Origin of the sequence: Coleofasciculus sp. G2-EDA-02 (genome assembly GCF_040226375.1) — a bacterium.
In the GTDB taxonomy this organism is placed as follows: Bacteria; Cyanobacteriota; Cyanobacteriia; order Cyanobacteriales; family Coleofasciculaceae; genus Coleofasciculus.
Genome location: NZ_JAVKEW010000135.1, coordinates 1 through 9,492, shown reverse-complemented (window position 1 = coordinate 9,492; position 9,492 = coordinate 1). Strand labels below are relative to the sequence as shown.

Annotated in this window: 4 protein-coding genes; all 4 read left to right on the top strand. The window is 46.0% G+C overall.

The window, feature by feature from the left end; all coding sequences use genetic code 11:
* The first annotated feature begins 200 nt into the window (after nt 1-200).
* The 4 genes from RLO19_RS15380 to RLO19_RS15365 all read left to right on the top strand — a co-directional run bounded on the left by RLO19_RS15380 (nt 201) and on the right by RLO19_RS15365 (nt 9,220).
* On the top strand, nt 201-884 hold the full coding sequence (locus RLO19_RS15380; protein WP_446357716.1) for an actin-binding WH2 domain-containing protein: 684 nt from the start codon (nt 201-203) through the stop codon (nt 882-884).
* Nucleotides 885-918: 34 nt separating this feature from the next.
* The gene (locus RLO19_RS15375; RefSeq protein ID WP_446357714.1) at nt 919-1,617 is read left to right on the top strand and encodes a hypothetical protein; all 699 of its coding nucleotides are present in this window, start codon (nt 919-921) and stop codon (nt 1,615-1,617) included.
* 223 nt (nt 1,618-1,840) lie between these two features.
* Nucleotides 1,841-3,061, top strand: coding sequence for a PQQ-dependent sugar dehydrogenase (locus RLO19_RS15370; RefSeq protein WP_446357712.1), 1,221 nt, complete (start codon nt 1,841-1,843; stop codon nt 3,059-3,061).
* A gap of 162 nt (nt 3,062-3,223) precedes the next feature.
* Nucleotides 3,224-9,220 (top strand): PAS domain S-box protein, encoded by a 5,997-nt coding sequence (locus tag RLO19_RS15365; protein WP_446357710.1) that lies wholly within the window; start codon nt 3,224-3,226, stop codon nt 9,218-9,220.
* Nucleotides 9,221-9,492: the final 272 nt, after the last annotated feature.

Here is a 9,492-nt window from a genome sequence, read left to right as displayed (position 1 = left end):
ATTTGTCGATTTTATGGGCGCACGCCATGCGCCCCTACAATATCGTCATTTATACACAATATTCCTACTGGACTGATACAGATAAAATTGTGGGATAGATTTGTCGATTTTATGGGCGCACGCCATGCGCCCCTACGCCCATTAAACTCCTGCTATAGTCGAGGAATGTAGAGATTCGACTTGTATACCCGGAGGACAGGATGAATCACTTTGCTAGTTTGATGTCTTTTTTACGCGATCGCAAGACGTTTCTGACCGAGGTTGAGAAGAAAATCGGACTCGATAGTAAAATTGTTTCATTATTAGTCTGTAGCGCTTCGTTTATCGCGTTGTACGGCTTGGTGATTGGGGCGTCGAGTCATTGGCTGCAGGCGATTAGTTCAGCGATTAAGTTACCTGGTCTTTATTTAATCACATTGCTGGTTTGTCTGCCCAGTTTATATATTTTCGAGGTGGTGACGGGTTCACAGCGCAATTTTCGCCAATATTTAGTTTTGCTCTTAGCCACCACGTCAGTGATCAGTGTCATGCTTTTGGCGTTTGTTCCTGTGGTCTTGTTTTTCCTGCTCTCGGTGAATGATTACGAGTTTTTCAAGTTACTCAATGTGGTCATTTTTGCCTTAACTGGCGTGATCGGTATTCAGTTTTTCTACCAAAGCATGAAGTTGCTGCATTCTCATTCTCAAGATACGGATAAATCCCGTAATCTTAAGGTTGTGCAAGCTTGGTTATTTCTCTACGGTTTTGTTGGCAGTCAGTTGGGTTGGTCACTGCGACCCTTTTTTGGTACGCCGGGAAAAGACTTTGCGCTGTTTCGTCCTTTAGAGAGTAATTTCTATGTGCATATTTGGAAAACTCTGACTCACGCTTTAGGCTTTAATTAAGCAGAAAAAATTAATGACTTGGGGAGATAATTTTATGCTGAATAATTTAGCAGATTTGCCAATTACTCCAACCGAATTAGAGCAAAGCGCCGGGTTAGATCTGAGTGCAGGGCTAGCCACAACGGTTTACCGTGGCTTATTTTGGCGTAACTCCCAACATCTGCGATCGCTGCTGTTTATTGAGGTCTTTAGTTTGGGTCTAATTCTGATTTTTGTTATGCCTGTGGGGTTTCTGGCGGTGAAGCGATCGGGGAATTTGCCGAGTGCTGGGGCGGACATTGCCAACGTCTTTCTTTTGTTTTTTTTTGGGTCAGTTGTGATTTTAGTATTAGCGAATATTTGGCTGCTGAATCAGGCAAAACGCTGGAAATCTGTGGCTAAGTTGTTACGGCAAGTGGATAAGTACAATCGTGTGGTTAAATCCCTAGCCATGCTGAATCAACTGAGTCGGACGGAAAAAAACTGCCCAGGGGATAATTGCTTAGCAGCGGAGAAGGTGTTGCGGACGTTACGAATGACTAAAAATAGTTTGCTGCAAGGGATTAAGATAGAAATTATTCGGACGAAACAAGGGGGAATGGCACGACCGGATGACTTGATGGTTACACTAGAAAATAATTTAACCAGTTTAGTGGCGGGAGAACTTGATCTGTCAACGGATCAGTATGGTTATTTGCTCGATGAAGCCTTGCAAATTGCGATGAGTGTGGAGCAACAAATGCGAGATTTGTAATCTTATACCAAGAGTAATTAACCTCAAATTTAGATTGTCAATCTCCTATTGTCGTTGGCTGGGAGTAGGGTGGGCATTGCCCACCACCGTATTGTGACTCCTTTAGAGATCTAGTGTATTTGGAACTTATGCTAAACATTGCGCTTTCCCCAACAGATGAGGTACACCCAAAAGAAAGAACTTAACACCTCTAGCGAACCACCACATCAGACGGAAAATCGCCATGACTATCAAAATCCCTCGCCTAATCCAAGAAACTGGGAGTGCGATCGCGCTAGTAACCCTCACCAGTTGTGCATTTACCACCACCATTCCCCAAACCCCACCCGAATCGGTGGATTCAGCCTCATCCCAGGATGCGGCTGATCCAGTCGCTACACCTCAAGGCTTCCAGAAAACTACCATCGTCGAAGGGTTAGATCATCCCTGGGGTATGGCATGGTTACCCGATGGTGCGATACTAATTACTGAGCGATCAGGACAACTGCGAATTGTCCGCGATGGGGTACTCGATCCCACACCCATCCCTGGGGTGCCAGAAGTGTTTGCAATGCAGCAGGGTGGGTTAATGGATATCTCCCTTCATCCCCGCTTTTCTGAGAATTCTTGGGTCTATCTCACCTATTCCCACGGTACGCGCCAAGCTAATCATACACGAGTTGCCCGTGCCAAATTTGAGGGTAGCGCCCTCCAGGATTTAGAGGTAATTTTCCAGGTATCTCAACTTAAATCAGGGGGACAGCATTTCGGTTCCCGCATTGTGTGGCTACCTGACGATACCATGTTAGTCGCGATCGGTGATGGGGGAAATCCACCGGTTCAACTCGATGGTGATCTAATCCGTCAACAGGCGCAGAACCGCCGCAGTCATTTAGGTAAAATTATCCGCCTCAACGACGATGGTACAATACCCAATGACAATCCTTTCGTCGAATCCCCAGAAGCTGATCCAGCCATCTGGAGTTATGGACATCGCAATATCCAGGGACTCGCATTCGATTCCCAAACCAATCGGATTTGGTCTACGGAACATGGCGCCAGAGGCGGCGATGAATTAAATCTGGTGGAAGCGGGTGAAAACTACGGTTGGCCCCTCGTCACCCATAGCCGCGAATATTCTGGGGGAATCATTTCTGATCAGCAGTCTCGTCCGGGTTTGGTCGATCCCAAATTCGTCTGGACTCGTGCGATCGCACCATCGGGTCTGGTTATTTATGATAGCGATCGCGTCCCCCAATGGCAAGGCGATTTATTTGCGGGGGGGCTAGTTTCCCGCGATGTCCGCCATATTGAACTTGATGAATCCAGTAATGTGGTAAATGAGACATCCATCCCTATCGGTCAACGGGTGCGGGATGTGCGCCAAAGTCCTGATGGACTATTATACATTCTCACCGATGAAGCCAACGGACAACTGATCCGCATCGAACCCCAGCAACCGTAGGGGTTTGGTTACCAAACCCCTGTTACCAAACCCCTGTTACCAAACCCCTCAGTCGGGGCGGGTTTAGTTACATCTGGATGCAACCGAAACGATAATCGTGAAACCCGCCCCTACACTATGCTAGAGATGAGTTGAATCAGCTTTCCCCCAGAAGCACCTAGCATGGATAGCAACCCCGCCCAACCTCGACAATTTCGCCGGATCACGATTTCCCGTCAACAAAAACGCCAGTTAATCCTGGCTATTCCTGTCACCTGTCTAGTCACGTCACTCGCCACATTTAGCTGGTTGCAATTCCAAACCGCCCAAGCCGAAACTCGATTGCAACAGACTCAACAGGTGCGTCTGGAAGCTCAACGCTTACACTCCGATCTCCTCAAAGCCGACACCGCTGTGCGAGGGTATGAAATTACCCGCCGTCAAGACTTTCTCACTGGCTATGAATCCGCGATCGCACAAATTCCCGTAAGTCTGGAACAATTGCGTCAACTCGTCGCCCAAGAACATTCCCAAACCCATCGCCTGCAACGGATTCGCCAATTAGCCACGGCTAGAATCACCTTGCTCCAACGCAATCTCCGACTCGTGAATTCCCAACCTGAAACCGCCATAGAATCCCCGGAATTCATCGCTCAACTGCTAGAGGGGAAGCAAGTCATGGATCAGGTTAACGATGAAATCCAGCAGTTTCTGGCAATCGAACAACAACAACAGACTCAACTCAACCAACAATTAGAACAACAGCGACAGTTTACTGGCTTTGTCTTGGCACTTGCAGCTATTATCGGTATCGGTGGTTCCACTATCGCCGCCTACCTATCCTACCGTTTAGAACAACATTTACAAAAGAGCGATCGCCGTTGGCGGGAGAGTGAAGCCCGCTATCGGGCAGTCGTTGAAAACTTCCCCCATGGGGCGGTACTTCTATTTAATCATGAATTGCGCTATCTACTCGCAGATGGGAGTGGTTTAGCCCCTGTAAGTTTATCCAAAACCCAATTAGAAGGAAACACTATCTGGGAATGCTTTCCCCCCCAAACCTCTACCCAGCTAGAACCCATCTATCGCCAAGTCTTAGCGGGCGAAACTGTTACCCGTGAGATTCCCTTTCAGGATCGTATTTTCTCCGTTCATGCCCTACCCGTGAAAAACCAGACCCGTGAAATCATCGCAGGTATGGTTGTGACTCAGGATATCACAGAGCGTAAGCGTTCCGAACAAGAACTCTATAGCGCCAATCGCGCCCTGCGAACCCTTTCTGAATGTAACCAAGCTTTAGTCTTGGCTACCGATGAAACCACCCTGCTGCACAATATCTGTCAGATAATTGTGGAATTCGGTGGCTATCGTTGTGTGTGGATTGGTTTTGCTGAAACCGATGATGCCAAAACCGTGCATCCAGTTGCCCAAGCGGGGTATGAGGATAACTATATTGAAACCTTACAGATTAGTTGGGGGGATAATCAACGCGGCACAGGACCCACAGGGACAGCGATTCGCACCCAAGAACCCAGAATTATCCAAAATATTCTCACTGATCCAACTTATCAGCTTTGGCGAGATGGGGCAATCAAACAAGGTTACGCGGCATCTATCGCCTTACCCTTAATTGTAGAAGGAACCTGTTTGGGGGCGTTGAATATCTATGCCAGTGAAGCCGATGCTTTTAATCAAGCTGAAGTCAGATTACTGACAGAATTGGCAAATGACCTAGCTTATGGTATATCGGCATTGCGGACGCAAGTGGCATTGCGCCAAAATAAACAACGCTTAGATAGTATTCTTAATGCCCTTGATGATATGGTTTGGTCAGTCTGTGCGACTACCCATAAGGTGCTGTACCTGAATCCAGCTACAGAAAGGGTTTATGGACGCCCAGTACAAGACTTTTTTGACCATCCCAACCTGTGGCTAGAGGTGGTTCATCCTGATGATTATGCCCAAGTCAGTACCTTTCGTCAACAGTTATTGGCACAGGGGACATACAGCCTAGAATATCGGATTCAGCGACCCGATGGAGAAATTCGCTGGTTTTGCGATCGGGGGCGGGTGACTTACGATGAGGATGGCTATCCCCTGCGACTTGATGGCATTGCCTCTGATATTACTGATCGCAAACAAGCCGAGGAAGCCTTGCGTGTTAGTCAAGAACGTTGGCATTTAGCCCTGCGGGGGAATAATGATGGCATCTGGGATTGGAATGTGAAAACGAATCAAGTGTTCCTATCGCCCCGTTGGAAAGAAATGTTGGGCTATGAGGATGATGAAATTGCCAATCATGTGGATGAATGGTCGAAAAGAGTCCATCCCGATGACTTAGAGTGGGTGATGGGGTTGATTCAAGACCATTTTGACCAGAAGACTCCTTATTATAGTAGTGAGCATCGCCTCTTGTGTAAAGATGGCTCCTATAAATGGATTTTAGATCGCGGACAAGCCCTGTGGGATGAGTCGGGTACAGTGGTAAGGATGGTGGGTTCACATACCGATATTAGCGATCGCAAAGCGGCAGAAGCGGCATTACAATATCAATTAGACTTTGATCAACTCGTTGCCACTATTTCCACTCGCTTCATTAATCTGGCATCTGCCGATATTCAAGCCGGAATCACCCAGGCTTTAGCCGAAATTGGCGCGTTCACTCAAGTGGATACCAGTTATATTTTTCAGATGAGTCAGGATGGGCAGACGGTAAGGATGACTCATGAATGGGTGACACCCGGAATCAACCGCCAAATTCATGCCTGCCCAGAGGTTTCTATCTCAACCTTTCCTTGGGAATTTGCTCAACTGCAACGGGGTGAGGTGGTTTATATTCCCAATATTAATCATCTACCTGATCAAGCTACCCTAGATCGCCACTATTGGCAAGCCTCTCATCGATGTTCTCATATCGCGGTTCCCCTAATCTATCAAGGGACTATGATGGGTTGGGTAGGATTTGATTCATTTCGCCAGGAAAAAATTTGGTCAGATAGCTGTATTCATCTGCTGAGAATCGTGGGTGAAATTTTAACCAATGCATGGCAACGACAAAAAGCCGAAGCCGCCCTGGGAGAGAGTGAAGCCCGTTTTCGTGCCATGTTTGAGAATAGTAAGGCGATTAAACTCTTAATCGATGCCGAAACGGGTGCAATTACTGATGCAAACTGGGCGGCGGTAGATTTTTACGGCTATTCGCGATCGCAACTGATCACTAAGAAGATTACGGATCTAAATTGTCTACTACCGACTCAAGTTAAGGCGGAGATGAGACGGGCAAAATTAGAGGAACGCACCTATTTTGTTTTTCCTCACCGTCTGGCGTCGGGAGAGATTCGCGAGGTGGAAGTGTATTCGAGTCCGATTGAGATCCAAGGACGGATTTTTCTGGTTTCGATTATTCATGATGTTACGGAAAGAAAACAAGCTGAACGGGCATTACAGGATAGTGAAGAACGCTTCCGTGCTATCTTTGAACAAGCCTCTGTTGGGATTGCTGTTGCTAAGCCTTCGGGAGAACTCTTGCGGGTAAATCAACGTTATTGTGACATTACTGGCTATCCGGAATCGGAATTAGTGGGGCGGCTGGTGCAAGATATTACTCACCCGGATGATCGGGAACAAAATAAGGGATATTTACAGCAGTTGATGGCGGGGGAAAGTTCTAACTATTCTCTGGAAAAACGCTACATTCGTAAAGATGGAAAATGGCGATGGGTTTATATTTCCATCTCGCGGGTGCATGATTCAGAAAAGGATCAAAACTATGCCCTAGCGGTTGTGGAAGATATTAGCGATCGCAAAGCGACAGAAGCCGCCCTGCGGGAGAGTGAGGCTAAGTTCCGGGCGTTCTTAGAATCCGCTTCAGAAGCGATCATTGTCACCAAGGCTCAAGGGGAAATTGTTATTTTTAATGCTAAAGCAGAAGAGTTATTTGGCTATAATCGCACCGAGGTATTTGGGCGGGAGATTGAATATTTAATGCCTCAACGCTATCACTTCATCCATAGTGATTATCGGGCTGATTATCTCGCCCATCCGAGTAAAAGAGCCATGGGTAAATCTAAGACTTTATCTGCCAAACGTCGGGATGGGAGTGAGTTTCCCATTGAAGTGGGGCTGAGTACGATTCAAACCCAAAATGGCACATTTGTGATTGTTTTTCTCACCGATATTACCGAACGTCAGCAGGCAGAAAATGAGATTAAACGCCTCAACCAGAAGTTAGAATGTCAGATTCGGGAAACCGAGACTCGCTACGCCCAAATTGTGGAACTCGCCGAGGAAGGAATCTGGGTGATTGATGCCCAAGGAAATACTACCTACATCAATCAGGCAATGGCACGGATGTTGGGGTATACCGAAGTGGAAATGTTAGGACATGCGATCGCGGATTTTATCACGCCAGGGGATAACTATTTTGCCCCGCCGTTTCCTATCCAGCTCAATCCAAGCCAAGTTCATCGACAAGAGGTGCAATTGTGTACGAAAGCCGGAAACAAGATCTGGGCGTATATGTCCACAAGTCCCGTCTTAGATGACCAAGGGAAACTATTATGGTCTTGTGCCTTAGTTTATGATATCACTGAACGCAAGCAGGCAGAAAAACAGTTACGCGAAAGTAATGAACGGATTAGTTTAGCCAATGCTGAATTAGCCAGGGCTACCCGTTTAAAAGATGAGTTTCTGGCAAGTATGAGTCATGAGTTGCGAACACCTCTGAATGCGATTCTGGGTTTAGCCGAAGCCCTACAGGAAGAAGTCTATGGGGAGTTAACCGCCAAGCAGCGAAAATCCCTGGTGACAATTGAACAAAGTGGCAAGCATTTGTTAGACTTAATTAATGATATTCTGGATCTTTCTAAAATTGAGTCCGGCAAAATGTCCTTCTCGCTTAATCCGGTTTCTGTAGACTATCTTTGTACATCGAGTTTAACCTTTATTAAACAGCAGGCTCAGCAGAAAAATATTAAACTCCATTACCAAATTGCATCGGTAGTCAGCGAGATTGAAGTGGATGAACGACGCCTGCGCCAAGTGTTAGTGAATTTATTAAGTAATGGGGTAAAATTTACACCATATAGTGGCGAGGTGTCGTTACAGGTTACGGCAGATCCGGACAATGAACAGTTGCAGTTTAGTGTTACCGATACTGGGATTGGTATTGCCCCAGAAAACTTGAATAAACTGTTTAAACCCTTTGTGCAATTAGATAGCAGTCTCTCACGTCGCTATGCTGGTACAGGGTTAGGGTTAGCATTGGTGCGGCGAATTGTGGAATTACAAGGAGGAAGTATTACTTTAGAAAGTGAGGTGGGTAAGGGAAGTTGCTTTACGGTGACACTTCCCTGGAAACATACCAAGTTGAAAGGGCAAACCCTGAGGGAGACTAAACTGGTGTCTAAAGAATTGCCTCCGATTCACAACGCCTTAGTCGTGGAAGACTCGGATGCTTCAGCGAACCATATTGCCCGTTATCTGAGAGAATTAGGAGTAACGGTTTTGATCCATCCTCAGGGTGAAGGTACGATTGACGCCGTGCATAAGTTTAAGCCGGATGTGATTATCTTAGACATTTTACTGCCGGATATTTCCGGTTGGGAGGTGTTGCTTCAGTTAAAAGGAAATCCGGCTACGGCATCAATCCCGGTGGTGGTGGTTTCCGTGGTAGATGATCCGACTAAAGCTTTAGAATTAGGGGCGTCTGATTATCTGCTTAAACCCGTTTCTCGTCCCCAGTTACAGTCTGTTTTGAGTCAGTTGTTTGCCCCAACATCTCAGAGTGATTATCCACCAGTGGCACAAGAGTTACCGTTAATTCTATTGGCAGAAGATAATGAAGCAAATATTTTGACAATGACGGATTATTTGCACAGTAAAGGGTTTCGCGTAGTTTTAGCGCGAAACGGTATCGAAGCGGTTCAACAAGCTAAACAGCATACACCCGATTTAATTTTAATGGATATTCAAATGCCAGAAATGGATGGATTAGAAGCAACATGCCAGATTCGGGCGGACATGAATTTGCCTCGGATGCCAATTATTGCTGTCACCGCTTTGGCAATGCCTGGGGATCGGGAAAAATGCTTGGCTTCAGGGGTAACGGATTACCTGGCGAAGCCGATTAGCTTGAAAAAATTGGTGACGCTAATTGAACAATATCTTAATCGGGAGTAAAAGGGTAAGTAGCTGGGAAATAATTGAAGTTAAGGGATCTTATCGTCATTCGTCTATATGTAAGGGTTTGAGGAATATTCACAGAATTTAATCACGACTAATCAGGCAGAATTCAAGAATCAAAAAATAATTTCACAAATTGACAATGGATAATGAACAATGGATAATGACCTCTCCTTAAAAGAAGAGGATTGAAATTAAGGAAAATCTTTTTTAATTTCTTCGTAAACGAAGAGGTTTTAGACCCAATTAATCAATTGTCAATTATCAAT

Coding starts and splice junctions, on each gene's coding strand:
- RLO19_RS15365 (WP_446357710.1), top strand. CDS start 3,224: ATGGATAGCAACCCCGCCCAACCTCGACAATTTCGCCGGATCACGATT.
- RLO19_RS15375 (WP_446357714.1), top strand. CDS start 919: ATGCTGAATAATTTAGCAGATTTGCCAATTACTCCAACCGAATTAGAG.
- RLO19_RS15370 (WP_446357712.1), top strand. CDS start 1,841: ATGACTATCAAAATCCCTCGCCTAATCCAAGAAACTGGGAGTGCGATC.
- RLO19_RS15380 (WP_446357716.1), top strand. CDS start 201: ATGAATCACTTTGCTAGTTTGATGTCTTTTTTACGCGATCGCAAGACG.